The sequence below is a fragment of the Brevibacillus sp. TJ4 genome (assembly GCF_044627595.2).
GTDB lineage: Bacteria > Bacillota > Bacilli > Brevibacillales > Brevibacillaceae > Brevibacillus.
Window position 1 is genome coordinate 1,220,001 of the sequence record NZ_CP185865.1, and the last position, 16,329, is coordinate 1,236,329.

General features: G+C 54.1%; 12 protein-coding genes, 15 tRNA genes and 1 rRNA gene (1 of these 28 cut by a window edge). 25 read left to right on the forward strand and 3 right to left on the reverse strand.

All coding sequences use genetic code 11. The features are described from left to right. From ACAF76_RS05675 to ACAF76_RS05750, 16 genes are all read left to right on the forward strand, one after another. Positions 1 to 1,526: ribosomal RNA gene (locus tag ACAF76_RS05675) — 23S ribosomal RNA — on the forward strand; it begins 1,445 nt to the left of the window's first position. Between the two features lie 66 nt (positions 1,527 to 1,592). Then, positions 1,593 to 1,668, forward strand: a tRNA-Asn gene (locus tag ACAF76_RS05680). A gap of 1 nt (position 1,669) precedes the next feature. After that, positions 1,670 to 1,745, forward strand: a tRNA-Thr gene (locus tag ACAF76_RS05685). Between the two features lie 24 nt (positions 1,746 to 1,769). Further along, positions 1,770 to 1,846 (forward strand) — tRNA-Glu (locus ACAF76_RS05690). Positions 1,847 to 1,929: 83 nt separating this feature from the next. Next, a tRNA-Val gene (locus ACAF76_RS05695) sits at positions 1,930 to 2,005 on the forward strand. A 45-nt stretch (positions 2,006 to 2,050) separates the two neighbouring features. Further along, positions 2,051 to 2,127 (forward strand) — tRNA-Met (locus ACAF76_RS05700). Positions 2,128 to 2,255: 128 nt separating this feature from the next. Beyond that, positions 2,256 to 2,332 (forward strand) — tRNA-Asp (locus ACAF76_RS05705). Positions 2,333 to 2,429: 97 nt separating this feature from the next. Next, positions 2,430 to 2,505, forward strand: a tRNA-Thr gene (locus ACAF76_RS05710). 8 nt (positions 2,506 to 2,513) lie between these two features. After that, a tRNA-Tyr gene (locus ACAF76_RS05715) sits at positions 2,514 to 2,598 on the forward strand. Positions 2,599 to 2,605: 7 nt separating this feature from the next. Next, positions 2,606 to 2,681, forward strand: a tRNA-Lys gene (locus ACAF76_RS05720). A 37-nt stretch (positions 2,682 to 2,718) separates the two neighbouring features. Next, positions 2,719 to 2,805: transfer RNA gene (locus ACAF76_RS05725), tRNA-Leu, on the forward strand. A 20-nt stretch (positions 2,806 to 2,825) separates the two neighbouring features. Next, positions 2,826 to 2,901: transfer RNA gene (locus ACAF76_RS05730), tRNA-Gly, on the forward strand. Positions 2,902 to 3,056: 155 nt separating this feature from the next. Continuing rightward, positions 3,057 to 3,133, forward strand: a tRNA-Arg gene (locus ACAF76_RS05735). 56 nt (positions 3,134 to 3,189) lie between these two features. Further along, a tRNA-Pro gene (locus ACAF76_RS05740) sits at positions 3,190 to 3,266 on the forward strand. Positions 3,267 to 3,294: 28 nt separating this feature from the next. Then, positions 3,295 to 3,382 (forward strand) — tRNA-Leu (locus tag ACAF76_RS05745). A gap of 13 nt (positions 3,383 to 3,395) precedes the next feature. Then, positions 3,396 to 3,469: transfer RNA gene (locus ACAF76_RS05750), tRNA-Gly, on the forward strand. A 348-nt stretch (positions 3,470 to 3,817) separates the two neighbouring features. Here ACAF76_RS05750 and ACAF76_RS05755 read toward each other — a convergent pair. Further along, complete coding sequence (locus tag ACAF76_RS05755) at positions 3,818 to 4,954, reverse strand: sensor histidine kinase (RefSeq protein ID WP_400164764.1); 1,137 nt, start codon at positions 4,952 to 4,954, stop codon at positions 3,818 to 3,820. Positions 4,955 to 5,168: 214 nt separating this feature from the next. Here ACAF76_RS05755 and ACAF76_RS05760 point away from each other — a divergent pair, with 214 nt between their 5' ends. The 9 genes from ACAF76_RS05760 (at position 5,169) to ytfJ (ending at position 11,943) form a co-directional block, all read left to right on the forward strand. Continuing rightward, the gene (locus ACAF76_RS05760; protein WP_400164765.1) at positions 5,169 to 5,819 is read left to right on the forward strand and encodes a TerC family protein; all 651 of its coding nucleotides are present in this window, start codon (positions 5,169 to 5,171) and stop codon (positions 5,817 to 5,819) included. Between the two features lie 57 nt (positions 5,820 to 5,876). Continuing rightward, positions 5,877 to 6,464 (forward strand): YkoP family protein, encoded by a 588-nt coding sequence (locus ACAF76_RS05765; protein WP_400164766.1) that lies wholly within the window; start codon positions 5,877 to 5,879, stop codon positions 6,462 to 6,464. Beyond that, the gene (locus ACAF76_RS05770) at positions 6,464 to 7,585 is read left to right on the forward strand and encodes an MGDG synthase family glycosyltransferase (protein WP_400164767.1); all 1,122 of its coding nucleotides are present in this window, start codon (positions 6,464 to 6,466) and stop codon (positions 7,583 to 7,585) included. The genes ACAF76_RS05765 and ACAF76_RS05770 overlap by 1 nt, the downstream gene beginning before the upstream one ends. A gap of 97 nt (positions 7,586 to 7,682) precedes the next feature. After that, positions 7,683 to 7,889, forward strand: coding sequence for a small, acid-soluble spore protein, alpha/beta type (locus ACAF76_RS05775; RefSeq protein ID WP_400164768.1), 207 nt, complete (start codon positions 7,683 to 7,685; stop codon positions 7,887 to 7,889). A 168-nt stretch (positions 7,890 to 8,057) separates the two neighbouring features. Continuing rightward, positions 8,058 to 8,708: a spore cortex-lytic enzyme gene (gene sleB, locus ACAF76_RS05780; protein ID WP_400164769.1), complete on the forward strand. Its 651-nt coding sequence runs from the start codon at positions 8,058 to 8,060 to the stop codon at positions 8,706 to 8,708. Between the two features lie 153 nt (positions 8,709 to 8,861). After that, entirely contained in the window at positions 8,862 to 9,839 is a 978-nt protein-coding gene (locus ACAF76_RS05785; protein ID WP_400164770.1) for an S-layer homology domain-containing protein, read from the forward strand. Between the two features lie 76 nt (positions 9,840 to 9,915). Then, positions 9,916 to 10,587: a DUF2953 domain-containing protein gene (locus ACAF76_RS05790; RefSeq protein ID WP_400164771.1), complete on the forward strand. Its 672-nt coding sequence runs from the start codon at positions 9,916 to 9,918 to the stop codon at positions 10,585 to 10,587. A 125-nt stretch (positions 10,588 to 10,712) separates the two neighbouring features. After that, positions 10,713 to 11,345 carry a nitroreductase family protein gene (locus ACAF76_RS05795; protein WP_400164772.1) on the forward strand — a complete coding sequence of 211 codons (633 nt, stop codon included), beginning with the start codon at positions 10,713 to 10,715 and terminating at the stop codon, positions 11,343 to 11,345. Positions 11,346 to 11,490: 145 nt separating this feature from the next. Beyond that, positions 11,491 to 11,943 (forward strand): GerW family sporulation protein, encoded by a 453-nt coding sequence (gene ytfJ, locus ACAF76_RS05800; RefSeq protein WP_400164773.1) that lies wholly within the window; start codon positions 11,491 to 11,493, stop codon positions 11,941 to 11,943. A 92-nt stretch (positions 11,944 to 12,035) separates the two neighbouring features. Here ytfJ and ACAF76_RS05805 read toward each other — a convergent pair whose 3' ends face one another. Further along, on the reverse strand, positions 12,036 to 12,752 hold the full coding sequence (locus tag ACAF76_RS05805) for a hypothetical protein (RefSeq protein WP_400164774.1): 717 nt from the start codon (positions 12,750 to 12,752) through the stop codon (positions 12,036 to 12,038). 42 nt (positions 12,753 to 12,794) lie between these two features. Further along, on the reverse strand, positions 12,795 to 16,241 hold the full coding sequence (pyc, locus tag ACAF76_RS05810; protein ID WP_400164775.1) for a pyruvate carboxylase: 3,447 nt from the start codon (positions 16,239 to 16,241) through the stop codon (positions 12,795 to 12,797). Between the last annotated feature and the right edge of the window lie 88 nt (positions 16,242 to 16,329).

The window sequence follows — 16,329 nt, forward strand, 5'->3', positions numbered from 1 at the left end:
CCTCTGTACCGTTTGAGCAATGGCGTGACGCAGGAGGATAGGGTGAGCGGCCTACTGGATGGCCGTCCAAGCAGCAAGTGTGGTGTGTAGGCAAATCCGCACACTGTCAAGCACAAGCTGTGATGGCGAGGGAAATTCAAGTACCGAAGTCCCTGATTTCACACTGCCAAGAAAAGCGTCTAGCGAGGAACAAGGTGCCCGTACCGCAAACCGACACAGGTAGGCGAGGAGAGAATCCTAAGGTGCGCGGGATAACTCTTGCTAAGGAACTCGGCAAAATGGCCCCGTAACTTCGGGAGAAGGGGCGCCCCGGTAGGGTGAGGGTCCCCGCCCGACGCGAGCGTAAGCTGGTGTCGGGCGGGCTGAGCCCGAGGGGGCCGCAGTGAAAAGGCCCAAGCGACTGTTTAGCAAAAACACAGGTCTCTGCGAAGCCGCAAGGCGAAGTATAGGGGCTGACGCCTGCCCGGTGCTGGAAGGTTAAGGGGATGGGTTAGCGCAAGCGAAGCTTTGAACCGAAGCCCCAGTAAACGGCGGCCGTAACTATAACGGTCCTAAGGTAGCGAAATTCCTTGTCGGGTAAGTTCCGACCCGCACGAAAGGCGTAACGACTTGGGCGCTGTCTCGGCAAGAGACCCGGTGAAATCATAATACCTGTGAAGATGCAGGTTACCCGCGACAAGACGGAAAGACCCCATGGAGCTTTACTGTAGCCTGGTATTGGAACTTTGTGCATCATGTACAGGATAGGTGGGAAGCTTTGAAGCAGGGGCGCCAGCCTCTGTGGAGCTGTCGGTGGGATACCACCCTTGATGTACGGAGTTTCTAACTCGTCGCCCTTATCGGGCGAGAGGACCATGCCAGGTGGGCAGTTTGACTGGGGCGGTCGCCTCCCAAAAGGTAACGGAGGCGCCCAAAGGTTCCCTCAGAATGGTCGGAAATCATTCGTAGAGTGTAAAGGCAGAAGGGAGCTTGACTGCGAGACCTACAAGTCGAGCAGGGACGAAAGTCGGGCTTAGTGATCCGGTGGTTCCGCATGGAAGGGCCATCGCTCAACGGATAAAAGCTACCCTGGGGATAACAGGCTTATCTCCCCCAAGAGTCCACATCGACGGGGAGGTTTGGCACCTCGATGTCGGCTCATCGCATCCTGGGGCTGAAGTAGGTCCCAAGGGTTGGGCTGTTCGCCCATTAAAGCGGTACGCGAGCTGGGTTCAGAACGTCGTGAGACAGTTCGGTCCCTATCTGTCGCGGGCGCAGGAAGTTTGAGGAGAGCTGTCCTTAGTACGAGAGGACCGGGATGGACGCACCGCTGGTGCACCAGTTGTCACGCCAGTGGCACAGCTGGGTAGCTATGTGCGGAAGGGATAAGCGCTGAAAGCATCTAAGCGTGAAGCCCCCTCCAAGATGAGACTTCCCACAGCGCAAGCTGGTAAGACCCCTCAAAGACGATGAGGTTGATAGGTTCGGTGTGGAAGCGCGGCAACGCGTGGAGCTGACGAATACTAATCGGTCGAGGACTTATCCACTCACAATCCACAGCATGCATGCAGATCCAGTTTTGAAGGATACAATCCTACTACATATTGCAATGTTCCTCGGTAGCTCAGTTGGTAGAGCAATCGGCTGTTAACCGATCGGTCGGCGGTTCGAGTCCGTCCCGAGGAGCCACGCTCCTGTAGCTCAGTCGGTAGAGCGTTTCCATGGTAAGGAAGAGGTCGCAGGTTCGATTCCTGTCGGGAGCACCATTTTACCTCATAAAAGAAACATATGGCCCGTTGGTGAAGCGGTTTAACACAGCAGCCTTTCACGCTGTCATACAGGGGTTCGAATCCCCTACGGGTCACCATAAAATACCCCACAAAGTGAAATGGATGCGTTGTAGCAACATCGACTCCTTTGCGGGGGCCCCAACAATATTTTGGGGTGTCTGGAGGCTTAGCTCAGCTGGGAGAGCATCTGCCTTACAAGCAGAGGGTCGGCGGTTCGATCCCGTCAGCCTCCACCATATCCTTGTACATGAACGAGTGCGCTAGGAAGTGGATCATATCGTCGCGGGATGGAGCAGCTCGGTAGCTCGTCGGGCTCATAACCCGAAGGTCGCAGGTTCAAATCCTGCTCCCGCAACCAATAATCTTTCTGTACTGCGTCGAATTGGCATCTTGTTCAGAAAGGAAGGTAGTACCCGTAGGGTGCAACCAATAGTCTTTCTGTACTGCGTCGATTTGGCAACCCCATCGGGCGCAACCAAATGTTTTGGAGCTGTGGTGAAGTTGGAGTTCACGCCGGTCTGTCACACCGGAGGTCGCGGGTTCGAGTCCCGTCAGCTCCGCCATTTTCATGGGAGGACAGCAGTTTTCTCATCGATGAAGGTTTAGTACGAGTGAAAAACATTGATTTTTCACAAGTAACCTGCTAGTATAAATAAGTACGCCGGTGTAGCTCAATTGGTAGAGCACCTGACTTGTAATCAGGGGGTTGTGGGTTCGATTCCTATCGCCGGCACCACTCATCTTGGGGAGATAGCGAAGTGGCTAAACGCGGCAGACTGTAAATCTGCTCCCTCTGGGTTCGGCGGTTCGAATCCGTCTCTCCCCACCATGTATGAGAGCCATTAGCTCAGTTGGTAGAGCATCTGACTTTTAATCAGAGGGTCGAAGGTTCGAGTCCTTCATGGCTCACCAGTTTATCCCTCTGGGATGCTTGGAAACATACACATATGCGGTCGTGGCGGAATTGGCAGACGCGCTAGATTCAGGTTCTAGTGGTGGCAACACCGTGGAGGTTCAAGTCCTCTCGACCGCACCAAATCTTACAGTACATTATGTGCGGACGTAGCTCAATTGGTAGAGCGTCGCCTTGCCAAGGCGAAGGTCGCGGGTTCGAGACCCGTCGTCCGCTCCATATGTCATTTCAGGGTCTCTCACCCGTACCGGGTTTACCCTTGAAGTGAATACAGTGGGGAAGTTGCTCGGGTACTTCCGATCTGGCCATCCAAAGAGAAATTTCGTGGAAGCAGCGCCAGGGAAGCGAGACCCGTCGTCCGCTCCATTATATATGTGCCCTTAGCTCAGCTGGATAGAGCGTTTGACTACGAATCAAAAGGTCGGGAGTTCGAATCTCTCAGGGCACGCCATTTTCCCCCATTCTTGTTATCGGTACAAACCGGTCACAGAGGGTCAATACAATAGTCGGGAAGTAGCTCAGCTTGGTAGAGTACTTGGCTTGGGACCAAGGGGTCGCAGGTTCGAATCCTGTCTTCCCGACCATGATTTGCCCATCAGGAATGTCCAGATTGCCGGGGTGGCGGAATGGGCAGACGCAACAGACTTAAAATCTGTCGGGAGTTTCTCCCGTACCGGTTCAAGTCCGGTCCTCGGCACCAAACATTTGCACATGCGGGTGTAGTTCAATGGTAGAACCCCAGCCTTCCAAGCTGGTCGCGTGGGTTCGATTCCCATCACCCGCTCCATCGAAAAGAGATAGCAGCCACGTGCTTGCTATCTCTTTTTCTATGCCCAAAAACTGTGACGGATCAAGCAATGGTATCCCGTTTGCCCCCGCTCATGGGTCTCGCCATAACGAAAAGCTGCTGACACAAGCACGTTGATTATCAGCAAAAAAAGAAAACCACGGCCATCTCCGTACGAGCATACAGAGCGGACGCGGTTGTAGAAAAACGTCGAAAAAAAGAGATTGTTTTTGTTAGTAGAAACATATGTTTTCCTGTAAAGTAGAAACAGGATCATCTTACCCACAAGGGGAAACGATTCTCTTGCGTAGCCTCCTGAATTGCCAGGGGGCGTTTTTTCGTGTGTGTTTACGCTCCGTCGATCGGCAGCGAGACAAGAAAACGGGTACGTGACTCATTGGACTCGCAATGGATCGTACCGTTGTGTTTTTCGATAATGTTTTGGCAGATCGCCAGTCCGATGCCTGTCCCATTTTGTTTGGTCGTAAAAAAGGGTTGAAACAGGTTTTCGACGATCTCCGGGGGAATCATCTCGCCGTTGTTTTCCACGCTGATCGTAAGGGAATTGCCTGACATGGTGGAAGAGACCCGAATGAACTTGTCGGAGCGGTTCTGGACCGCGTCCATCGCATTGCTGAGCAGGTTGACCAGGACTTGTTTCAAGCCCTCTTCGTAGCAGGAAAGGGTACAGGGGTGAATCTGTTTTTCGAATCGTATATTTTCCCCCAGGATGCGGGGTGTGATGAGCAATTCCACTTCTTCCAGCAGCTTTTCCATTTGCACCTGCTTGAAAACTTCATCGAGAATCGGTTTCTTGGAAAAGCTGAGGAAACCTGTCAACTGACGATGCAGGTTTTCAAACTCGTGCATGACCACCTGGATGTAGGATTGCAGTTTTTCCTGCTCACGGGTGGATTCACCGATCAACTTGAGGAATCCTTCGATCGCACAAAGCGGATTTCGCAGTTCATGTGCCATGTTGGCAGCGATTTTGCCCAGCATGGTCAGCTTGTCGTTGTGCAGATAGGTGATGGTTTCTTCTTTTTGTACCAGTTCGCGGTTCATCATTTGCTCAAAATGGTAAACGGCCCAAAAAATGCTTTCATCCATGGCCTTCCCCAGCTTCGATTCGATGTAGTGCAGCTCGCCGCGGGTAAGCGAAAAAGCCTGCAACTCAGGCTGAAGGACACGCCAAAACACATTCCGGTGCAATTGATAGGTACGCAGAATGGAGGAGAAGGGAAACTCTTGTGAACGCAGCCATTCCCCGAGATCAATCGCCCATGCCTGCATATCCAAGGTGATGTCCTCCACAAGGCAGCGAGCCAGAAGGACGGTTCGTTTTTCCGCAAAGTCACGGGGGATCGGTACCGCGATCTCCATGCTATGCTCAATTTCTTCCAGCCACAACTTGGTTATCGTTGATACCAGGTTTAAAATTTTTTGCGAAATAGTTGGAAAGGTCAGTTTCACAGACTCCACCATTTGTCATCCACCCCAACTAAAATCGTAATGGATAGAGGGCAGGAAAAACAAGGTAATTTTCTCCTAAATTCGCAATAAAATGTTTTTTATGGTACTTTTTATCGGCAAATTTCGTCGAAAATCGCCTTTTTTCGGAAAAAAATATGGGAATGAGTCCGAATCAAGTCACATAAAGTAGAATGGACCACAATTGTTTGGGACAAGGGAGGCGGCGATGGAGGGGCATTTCTGGTGGGGAATTATTCATATTTTTCTCATCGATCTGGTGCTGAGCAGTGACAACGCCGTCGTCATTGGCATGGCGTGCCGCAATCTGCCATTGCGAGAGCGGCGTCGGGCCGTTTTCTACGGAACGATGGGAGCAATCGGATTGCGCGTGCTGCTAACAGGTTTGACAACCTGGATTTTGGACATTCCGCTGGTAAAGGCACTGGGCGGTTTGCTCCTGCTTTGGATCGCAGGCAAGCTGCTGTTTGGCCATGACGATGTCGAGGATGTTGCGAGCAGCCAAAACGCCGCGCAGGCAGTAAAGACGATTATCATCGCTGATTTTGTGATGAGCCTCGATAATGTTCTCGCCGTCGGGGGAGCGGCACATGGCGATATGTGGCTGGTCATGCTTGGCCTGATGATGAGCATTCCGTTGTTGATGTGGGGCAGCGCCTGGATTGCGCGGCTGATGAACCGCTATCCGGTGTTCGTCCTGCTCGGTGGCGGCATCCTCACCTTTACAGCGGTGGAAATGTGTTTGGAAGACCCGTACGTCTGGAACATGATCAATCCGCTTATGCTGAACCACAACTGGCTGCCAGTCATGGCCGCCTTGCTGATGATGCTTTGGGGCCGTTTGCGCAGAGAGACGTAATGAGTGCTTTCCTTTTTGGGACATACTAACAAAAAAGGAAGGAAAGGAAGCGTCAGGATGAATGCGAGCCTGTTAACGCTGTGGAGATATTGGGACTGGTTGTATCAGCATTGCACCCGTCTCCAATACGTGGAAAAAGGGAACAACATTTTTCGTATCGTACTGCTGCGCTATCGCGGCGAAACACTCGTTACGACAGATCAACGCACCATCCAAAACGGAGACCTTATCTTGAAAATTCATATCCACAACTACTATTTTGCCACCTTGTGCAAAGGAATTACAAATGAACTGAGGATCGCCCTGCTGCTGCGCCGTCACATCATGCTCTCCCTGCCAAAGCTGGCGGCCTTCCTGGAAAAGCTGGAGAACAAGGAGCACATCAAAGGTATTGTGGGCACGACCATGCTGTACAAGGCTGTCGAGCCGATCGGTTTTACGGTGTCGGATGTGCCGATGAACTGGTTTTTCCGCTACAAGCGCTGGTACCTGCGGCTAATGCTGCGGATCATCCACCCGGACGGCAAGCGCAAAGCCAGAAGCATGGACCTGGAGCAGCCGCTCAAACGCGTCTTCATGTCCAAGGAAGCGCTGCTGGAACGCTACGGCTCCAAGCAGTATCGCCCGACAGGAGACGGTCTGTAATGGCGAGGCGGTTTTTATTGGTGACGGAGGAATGGGCAGGCAGCGGGCATCGAATGGCAGCCATTGCGATCCAGGAAGCGCTGCGTGAAAAACAGGAGGTGGAGTCTGCCAGGCTGGTGGGAGGGTTACAGACAGCGAGCCCTGCCTTACGGGAAGTTTCCCGTATTTTTTATGCAAACATGCTTCGCTACGGCCAGCCAATCTGGCAGCGCATCTACCAACAAGACAAGATATGGAGCACGACCTTGAAGAAGCCGGTTGGGAAGTGGCTATCCAGCCGGCTGGTGGACACGCTGCTGGAGGAGAAGCCCGAGGTGGTCGTGGCGACGCATGCCTATTGCCTGTCAGCTCTGGCCGAAGCGAAGCGGCAGATTGGACAAACCTTTCATCTGGTCAGCGTGCCGACCGATTTTTACGTCAATCATTTTTGGGTCCATCCAGCGGTCGATACGTATATCGTCGCCCATCAACAGGTCGCCGATCAGCTTCATTCCGCCTATCGCATCCACCCCGAGCGAATTCGCGTACACGGCATTCCGGTTCGCCGTCCGTTCTCCATGGCGTCACACGCTGCCAAAGCACACTGGAAGCAGACGCTTGGGCTCTCCCCCGACCTGTTCACGGTTCTGATTGCGGGCGGAGAAGGCGGATACGGAAATATGGAGAGCGTCGTCACGGAATTGATGAAAAGTACGGAAGCGATGCAGATCGTGGTCGTCACGGGGAAAAATGAAGCGCTGCTGCAGCGGCTTCGCGCGGTGTGGGAGCAGAACATGACACCGCACCGGTTGTATATACGAGGCTATGAACCCGAGCTGTGGAGGTGGCTTGGCGCTGCCGACGTCTACGTCACCAAGCCGGGAGGAATCTCCTGTGCCGAAGCCTTGTCGATGCGCACACCGATGATCTTGTACCAGCCGTTGCCGGGACAGGAACAGCATAATACGGCCTTTTTGCTCCGGCACGGGGTCGCTGCTTTGGCTGAACAGCCGCAGATGATTCTCGGCGCAGTGCAGCAGATGAGCAGGCACGAGGAGTGGGAGAAAGCAATCAAGCGGATGGAGATGCTCCGCAAGCCCGCCTCATCAGAGCAGACAGCAGAATATCTGCTCAGACTGTAAAACTATAAATTGGAAGTGAAATCGAATGCGCGAATATGAATGAATCGGCTGCGGTTCACACATATTAAAGCTACCAACAGCGAGGGGGTGAAAAAAGATGGCTAACAACGGCGGTGGAAACAGAAACAACCTTCTGGTGCCTCAAGCTAACCAAGCTCTCGACCAACTGAAGTATGAAATCGCTGCTGAATTCGGTGTGCAGCTTGGTGCTGACACCACTTCCCGTCAAAATGGTTCGGTTGGGGGAGAAATTACGAAACGTCTTGTCTCCTTTGCAGAACAACAACTGGCTGGTCGCGCATAACCAAATAATTGGCTGTTGGAAAGGCACCCTCGGGTGTCTTTCCTTGTTTTTTTATCCTACTTATTCCTTTTTTTCAGTGCCAGAACGATCTGGCAAGACTGCCAAAAAGATTGAATTGAACCTGCTTTCCCCAAACAAGTACAATGGGTACTCGAAGGGGGGAAAACCATGCTGCTTCAACGAAATCGCATTACAGCATTGCTAATCCTGATCCTTGCCGCTGCCGTTCTCTTGTTTCCTGCCAATACGCTGGCTGCTCCCAGCCTGAAGGTCGGAAGCCAGAACGGTGACGTATGGGATTTGCAATATCGCCTGCAAGTTCTCGGATATTACCCGGACCGACTGGACGGCGTTTACGGCAGCAAGACCGCTCAGGCCGTGAGATCGTTTCAGCGGGACTACGGGCTTAAAGTAGATGGCATCACCGGACCGCAAACGTGGCAGGTACTGAAAAAAGTATCCGTCAACCGAAATGAAATGCAGATGCTCGCACAGGTTGTCTACGGGGAGGCCCGTGGGGAATCGTATGAGGGGCAAGTAGCTGTCGCAGCAGTTGTTATGAACAGACTGCAATCGAATCTTTTCCCGAACACGATCCGAGACGTGATTTTTCAGCCGTTTGCCTTCACGGCGATCGATGACGGCCAGTACTGGCTGACACCGAACCAAACGGCCTACAAGGCAGCCTGGGACGCTGTACGCGGTTGGGACCCGACAGGAAATGCCCTGTTCTACTTCAACCCGGATACAGCCACCTCGGCCTGGATCTGGTCACGTCCGCAAATCAAAAAAATCGGAAAACACATTTTTGCCAAATAAACCCAATCAACCAAAGCCTCTGGACAACAGCTTGAGCGAGCTGTGTCCAGAGGCTTTTTCACTAGAGAAAACTGGGAGGAACTGTACATTGTTTTTCCCGATCATTCCGCTACAATTGTAAGATATGTTCAACGACTATACAGGAGGTTGATGATGAAAAAGTGGATGATTCTGGCCTCGCTGGCCGTTTCCTTGCTCGCAGGGACGTGGACAGCCCAGGCGGATGCGAACGAATTCGAAAAGCAAGCAATCCCGTACACTGACATTTCCGGACATTGGGCAGAAAAAGAAATTCGCGAATTATACATACACGGGGCATTGGGTCAGTCCGATTCCTTTCGGCCAAACGACCCGGTGACACGTCAGGAATTGATTACCATGTTTTTGCGGGCAAAGGGGATACAACCGACAGCCTCAGGCACATCTTCCTTCGCCGATGTCGAAGCCGGAAGCTGGCTCGCTCCCTACGCAGAAACGGCATACAGACTCGGCTTGATTCACGGGCAAAAGAACGGCGGCAAGGTCTGGTTCCGTCCTGACGATCCGATCAAGAGAGAGGAGCTCGTCTCCATTCTCATTCGCGCCCGCGGAGAAAGCGGCGCGGTGAACAATCTGAAATGGTCGGCAACCGTACAAGCTCTGGCTGGATACGGCGATGGCGACGAGGTAGGGCAGCCTTACCAGCGCCCGTTTGTCTACGCTTTGCAACACAAGCTAGTGCAGCCTTATTCCGACCAAACCTTAAAGCCGCAGCAGAACATGACCCGAGCCGAAGCAGCCACCTACGCGGCGCTGCACCTGCTCCAGAAGCAGAGCGGAGGACCGCAGCTCGCCGATCTGGGAGTCCCGTACCGGCAAGCACTGACCGTGCAGACGACGGCATACAGCTATCCTGCGGACCAACCGATTCTCTCCTACCTGGAGTATCCGCTTCGTGTAGGGGTGGTGGCTGTTGATCCCACCGTCATTCCGCTGGGGAGCCATTTGTATATCGAAGGCTATGGATACGCAGTTGCCGCAGATATCGGGGGAGCTGTAAAGCAAAATAAAGTCGATCTCTACCTGCCGACGAAGGCTGCAGCGGTGCAGCACGGCATTCAGCAAGGGGTACAGGTATACGTCCTCGAGTAATGCCAGTTTTTGCTGTTTGCAGACATATTTCCCACGCTTGCCACTCATACTAGGGGGTGGAAAGGGTGGGATTTTTTTGTTGGCATGGATCTGGGTTATGCTTATTCTCGTAGTGATCGGACTGATCGTGATTACCCCTGTGCAGATTACGCTGCACTACAGACGCGCTGGCGAGGAGGACCACCTGTTAGTCGAGCTGTCAGCCTGGTTTCGCCTGATCCGGCGTACGTATGAAATCCCGGCCATGAATGTCGAGAGAGCGGGGCGTATGCCGGAGCTGGTAGCGAAAATGCGTACGTTCCAGCAAGGGAAAGTAAAAAAAGAATCGGTCAACGACATCACCGGCAGGCAGGTCAAAAAATGGTCGGATCTTTATCAGGAACTGCTGAAGAGGGTGCATGACCTCCGCCCGTTGGCCAAGGCGCTGTGCAAGCGTGTCCGCTGTACGAGACTGGAATGGCATACGCAGATGGGCACGGGGCACGCGGATGAAACAGGAGCGCTGACGGGGATCGTCTGGGGGGTCAAAAGCGTGATTGTCGGCACTTTTTCGCATATGGTCACGCTGCGTGCAATCCCGAGATTGAGCGTGCAGCCCGTGTGGAACGAGAGCGTCCTGCATACCGAAGTGAACGTGCACCTGCGCATCTATCTGGGGCATTTGCTGCACAGCGGCCTGAAGCTGCTATTTCGCATGCGCCGCGGCAAATGGCTGCCCAAGTGGCAGACGACACCTTCACAAGCGTAAGCTACACATTGGCACAGCGTTTTGCGGTGCCATTTTTTTTTGCAAGATGATATGATAAGGAGAGGTTTTGCTAGTATATAAAAAAAGGATATTTACTTACGCTTATGGATTGGAGGAAAGGAAACATGCAAAACACCGATTTTTTCACAGTCGTTCGGGAAAGGCGGTCAGTGCGTCATTACGACCCAACGTACAAAATTCCTCGGGAAGAGCTGGAAGACCTGCTGGCCCAGGCTATTTTGGCTCCTTCCAGTTCGAATCTGCAGCCGTGGCGCTTTCTCGTCATCGATGATCCAGCCTTGAAGCAAAAACTGCTGCCCATCTCCTGGAACCAGCAGCAGGTAGTCGATGCCTCCGCGGTAATCGCCGTCCTGGGTGATCTGGAGGCGTACAAAAAGGGCGAGGAGATTTACAATAGAGCTGTAGCGGCGGGCTATATGAGCGAAGAGATCAAGCAGACGCTGGTAGCCAACATCAACCGCGTGTACGGCAATGCTGACGTCGATACGCTGAAAAAAATTGCCTATATCGACGGCGGACTTGTATCCATGCAGCTCATGCTTGCAGCCAAGGCAAAAGGATACGATACCGTTCCGATGGGCGGCTACGACGCGGAGCAGTTCAAGACTCTCTTTGAAGTACCTGAAAACTACGTTCCGATCATGCTGATCGCCGTAGGAAAAGCAGCTCAGCCAGGACATCCGACTGTGCGTTTGGCAGTAGAGGAAGTTGCGTTCTGGAACCAGTTTGACAAATGATCCGGTAAGCAAAAAAAGGTCGCCATGAAAGTTCTGTCGACGGCAACACTGGTTTTGCGCGTTTCCCGTCGGGCATACATTAGCGAGAGACTTTGGGGAACAATAAGCAAAGCATGTGATGCTACTTTCGAGGAGGGGACTTACCATGGCAGACCATCCCATTCAGGGTTTAATGCGTACGGCAATGGAAAACATCAAGCAGATGGTGGATGTGAACACGATCATCGGCGAGCCGGTGGAGACGCCGGACGGCAGCGTGATCTTGCCCATTTCCAAGGTTGGCTTTGGCTTTGCCGCAGGGGGCAGCGAGTTTCAATACGACCACAGTCAGTCGGGAGCGATCGGCTACCCGTTTGGCGGAGGTAGCGGTGGTGGGGTGTCGATTACCCCTGTTGCCTTTTTGGTAGTCGGCAAGCAGGGAATTCGCTCCATTCCGCTGGAAAACTCAACCCACCTCTACGACCGGATTCTCGATTCCGTCCCGCATTTTGTGGAAAAAATGCAAGGCATATTCAAAAAAGATGAGCATGAGACCCATTCCTCGACCGTTTTGGCTGCAGACGAGCAGGATCTCGAAGATCTGATCGAGCGCAGCTAAGGGAATAGGGGACAGGAAAAAACGAACAGGCAAGCCTTTGCGCATCCGCGTACAAGGCTTGCCTGTTTTTCATTGGGGCAATCGGCGCAAGTCTAAAAGCGCATATCGAGATAGACCCCGGCCGCTGCCGCGTACTGATACTGCAGGCTGGGCACGGAAAGGTGGACGTACGGGTTGGCGCTTCGCGCGTCGGCATAGGGGCGGGTAAAGCTCCCGAGTGGGCTTGTTTGCAGCCGCAGCAGTTCTTCGCGAAAATGGCGCCCGACCCCCTGCATCAATGTGACGAACCCGGCGTAATCGGTTTGCACCGCATACCGCCACTGCGCTTCATCCACCTGCAACCGTCCATCCTGCTCCCGTTTCAAGCCGAATTGCTGCAGCGGGCCATCGACGGCACGCGTAATCCGTTCAAACGTGTCCAGCTTCTCTGTCGAGAGAATGTCGTCGTGCTCGTTGAGAAACGCGTGCAGACGGTTGTAGCGGAAGACGAGAAGACTCGTCATCTCGAACAGTTCCTCTGTCTTGTCCACGCCTTCGCCTGTCTGCACGCCGGCTTCGTTTTCCCGGGCATGGACGTCCAATGTGGCAAACTGTCTGGCCGCCTGATTCAGTTCGGCCGTAAAGCGGTACAGGCGGGACAGGGAATGGGACAGCTCCGTCAGCCATTCCTGCTGCCGCGCGTAAAACGGTTGCAAGCTGTAGGTGAAGACAGGCTCTACCGGTGTATTCAGTCTGGCCTGGGCCATCTGGAAGTGATAGCGGCCCACGCGATGGGCAAATGGAGTATGGTCGATCCGATTCAGTTTCATGGATAGTCACCCCTCATGTGAAACGAACGGCTTTCCTTTATTTTATTCCATTTCGATCAAAAGATCTCCTGTTTCGATCGCGTCTCCGGCCTTGACATGTACAGCCTTGATTTTTCCGTCGAGCGGCGCCTGTATGGTCGTTTCCATTTTCATCGCTTCGCTGACGAGCAGATGCTCTCCTTTGCGGACTTTGTCTCCGACCTCGGCCAGCACCTTCAATACCTTTCCTGGCATGGATGCCCCGAGATGCCCCGGGTTTTGCGGATCGGCCTTGCGCCGCACCTGCTCGGATACCTGGGCAGACTGGTCGCGGATGAAAATTTCCCGCGGCTGTCCATTCAACTCAAAGTAAATGATCCGTCTGCCGTCCGGATGGAGCTCGCCTACAGCCACGAGCTTGATGATCAACGTCTTGCCGCGCTCGATCGTGATCGCGGTCTCCTCGCCCGGACGCAATCCGTAGAAAAAGGTCGGCGTATTGAGCACGGACAGGTCGCCGTACTCTTTTGTGCGCTGCTCGAATTGCAGGAAGACTTGCGGATACATGATGTAGGAAAGCACATCGAGCTCGCTTGGGGCACGACCGATTTTCTCTTCCAGTTCACCCGCGACCCGGACGAAATCGACAGGGGCGAGCAGTTCGCCGGGACGGGCTGTGAAAGATTCTCTCCCTTTCAAAATCAGCTCCTGCAACTGCGCAGGGAAGCCTCCAGGCGGCTGACCGAGATAGCCCTGGAAGAACTGGATGACCGAGTCGGGAAAGTCGAGGCGCGCTCCCTTGTCCCAGATGTTTTCTTCGGTCAGGTTGTTCTGCACCATGAACAGCGCCATGTCTCCGACCACTTTGGAAGAAGGAGTGACTTTGACGATGTCGCCAAACATCCTGTTGACGGTGGCGTACATCTGCTTCACTTCCTCCCAGCGGCCATCCAGGCCTACAGCTTTGGCCTGCTGCTCCAGGTTGGTGTATTGTCCTCCCGGCATTTCGTGTACGTACACCTCAGTGTTGCTCGTCTTCAACCCGCTTTCGAAGCCCTGGTAGTACGGACGGACATCCTCCCAGTAGTCAGACAGCTTGTTGAAAGCGTCGAGCGAAAGGCCACTGTCTCGTTCCGTATGGGTGAGACTGGCGATCAGCCCGTTTAAGCTCGGCTGCGACGTCAGCCCGGACATCGAGCTGACGCAGGCGTCGACGATGTCTACTCCTGCCTCGATCGCTTTTAGCAGCATGGCTCCGCCATTGCCGGACGTGTCGTGCGTGTGCAGGTGGATCGGGATGCCGATTTCCTGCTTCAACGCTGTGACCAGCTCGTAGGCGGCGTACGGCTTCAGCAAGCCCGCCATGTCCTTGATCGCGAGGATGTGGGCACCTGCCTTCTCCAGCTCCTTCGCCAGGTCGACGTAGTAGCGCAGTGTGTACTTGGTCTTCGTCGGGTCGAGGATGTCGCCGGTGTAGCAGATGGCCGCTTCCGCCACTTTTCCGGTATTGCGCACCGCTTCAATCGCGGTCTGCATGCCGGGCAGCCAGTTGAGGCTGTCGAAGATGCGGAAGACGTCAATGCCTTGCTCGGCGGACGCTTTGACGAAGGCCTGAATGACGTTGTCAGGGTAATTGGTATAGCCGACCGCGTTCGCCCCGCGCAACAGCATCTGGAACAAAATGTTGGGTATGCGCTCGCGCAGGATGTGCAGCCGCTCCCAGGGGGATTCCTGCAAGAAGCGCATGGATGTGTCAAAGGTCGCTCCGCCCCACATTTCCAGCGAGAACAGCCCTGCTCCCAGCTTGCCTGTCGCCTCCGCGATCGTGGCCAGATCGTAGGTCCGAACGCGAGTGGCAAACAGCGACTGGTGGGCGTCGCGGAAGGTCGTATCGGTCAGAAGCACCTTTTTCTGTTCCGAAATCCAGCGGACCAGCCCCTCGGCGCCCTGCTGCTCGAGGATTTGCTTTGTACCCTCCGGATACGGCTGGGCAAAAGGTGTGCGCGGGATGCGCGGCGTTTCGAAATGCGGCTTTTTCTCCGGTTTGCCCAGTCCGGGATGGCCGTTGACGATCGTCTCGCCGATGTAGGCCAACAGCTTCGTGCCGCGGTCCTGGCGTCCGGGGAAGATAAACAGCTCCGGCTTGGTGTCGATAAACGACGTGTCGTAGGAGCCGCTGAGAAAATCGGGATGCGTGACCACATTTTCCAGAAACGGCAGGTTGGTCTTGACGCCGCGAATCCGGAATTCGCGCAAGGTGCGCAGCATTTTCCGCGCAGCCTGGTCGAAGCTGGTTCCGTAGGTGGAAATTTTCACGAGAAGCGAGTCGTAGTACGGCGTGATGATCGCTCCGGGATAGCCATTGCCGCCGTCCAGGCGTACGCCGAATCCGCCGCCGGAGCGCCATGCCAAAAGCCGTCCGGCGTCCGGCATGAAGTTGTTTTCCGGATCTTCCGTCGTGACGCGGCACTGGATCGCATAGCCGCTCATCGCGATTTCGTCCTGTGCCCCGATCCCGATTTCCGGGTCCGACAGCCGATGCCCTTCGGCGATGCGGATTTGTGTCTGGACGATGTCGATTCCCGTGATCAGCTCGGTAATCGTATGCTCGACCTGGATTCGCGGATTGACCTCGATAAAGTAAAACTGCTTGTCTGGCGTGAGCAAAAATTCCACTGTCCCTGCATTGGAATAGCCGGCCTTGCGCATCAGTGTCAGCGCAGCCTGGCAAATCCGTTCGCGAAGGTCGTCGTCGAGCGAAAGGCTGGGAGCGACTTCGACCACCTTTTGATGACGGCGCTGCACGGAGCAGTCACGTTCGAACAAATGGACGATATTGCCGTGGTTGTCACCGAGAATTTGCACCTCGATATGCTTCGGCTTCTCCAGGTACCTCTCCAGATATACTTTGGCATTGCCAAACGAGGAGCGTGCTTCGGAGCGTGCGCGATCCAGCGCGTCCTGCAGCTCGTCCTGGCTGCGGACGATCCGCATCCCGCGGCCGCCCCCGCCCGATACACCCTTGATGATGATCGGGTAGCCGTATTCCTTGGCGAACAAAAGCGCATCCTGCAATGTATCAATTGGCTCCGGCGTGCCCGGGATGACGGGAATATTTGCCTCGATCGCCAGGCGACGCGCTTCCACCTTGTCGCCAAAGGTATCGATCAGTTCAGGGGAGGGACCGATAAAAATAATGCCTTCCTCCTGGCAGCGCTTGGCGAATTCGGCATTCTCGGACAAAAAGCCGTAGCCAGGGTGAATGGCGTCGATGTCATTGCGCTTGGCGATCTCGATGATGCTCTCGATGTCCAGATAGGCTTCGATCGGGCCTTTGCCGGCGCCGACCAGATAGGATTCATCCGCCTTGAAGCGGTGAATCGAGACGTTGTCCTGCTCGGAGTAAATCGCGACAGTGCGGATGCCGAGTTCGGTAGCAGCACGGAAAATGCGGATGGCGATCTCGCCTCGGTTGGCTACCAGCAGTCGTTTGATTTTTGTAGGTTGCACGGAATTCTCTCCTTTCCACTCTCCACTAATGTTTGAATTTTTTATATAGTGTAAATATACAAAATGGGAGTTACAAAAAACAATATAT